The sequence below is a fragment of the Pseudomonas sp. SB113 genome, assembly GCF_040754745.1.
In the GTDB taxonomy this organism is placed as follows: domain Bacteria; phylum Pseudomonadota; class Gammaproteobacteria; order Pseudomonadales; family Pseudomonadaceae; genus Aquipseudomonas; species Aquipseudomonas grimontii.
In genome coordinates, this window is sequence record NZ_JBFMHW010000137.1 from 1 (window position 1) to 472 (window position 472).

The following is a 472-nucleotide window of genomic DNA, read 5'->3' on the forward strand; positions in this document are numbered from 1 at the left end:
TGGCCGGCGATGGCGACCATTATGCGGCCGAAGTCGTGTCGGAAAGCTTCCGTGGCAAGAGCCGCGTTCAGCAGCATCAGATGGTTTATGACGCGCTGAAGGGCAATATGGGCGGCGTTCTCCATGCGCTGGCGCTCCAGACGAGCGTTCCAACCTGATTTACGCTTTCCGCTCTCCGCAAACTGCGGAAACCGGGCGTGCGACTATTGGAAAGCTACACTGTTGCAACCACATACGGTACGGTGTTAGCACTTGGAAAAATGCCGGACCTTGAATCCGGCCAGGACGAGGCAAGAAGATTATGAGCGGAATCAACGATTTTATCGCCAATGAAGTGAAGACCAACGACGTCGTCCTTTTCATGAAGGGCACGCCGGGCTTTCCGCAGTGCGGATTTTCGGGTCAGGTCGTTCAGATTCTCGACTATCTCGACGTCGATTATAAAGGCGTCGATATTCTGACCTCGAGCGAG

2 protein-coding genes are annotated in these 472 nt (G+C 54.7%); both read left to right on the top strand.

Annotated features, from left to right (window positions below):
- Nucleotides 1-158 (top strand): BolA/IbaG family iron-sulfur metabolism protein (locus AB1462_RS31845; protein WP_367249074.1); only part of this gene is annotated, 158 nt, incomplete at its 5' end.
- Between the two features lie 203 nt (nt 159-361).
- Nucleotides 362-472 (top strand): glutaredoxin domain-containing protein (locus tag AB1462_RS31850; RefSeq protein WP_367249076.1); only part of this gene is annotated, 111 nt, incomplete at its 3' end.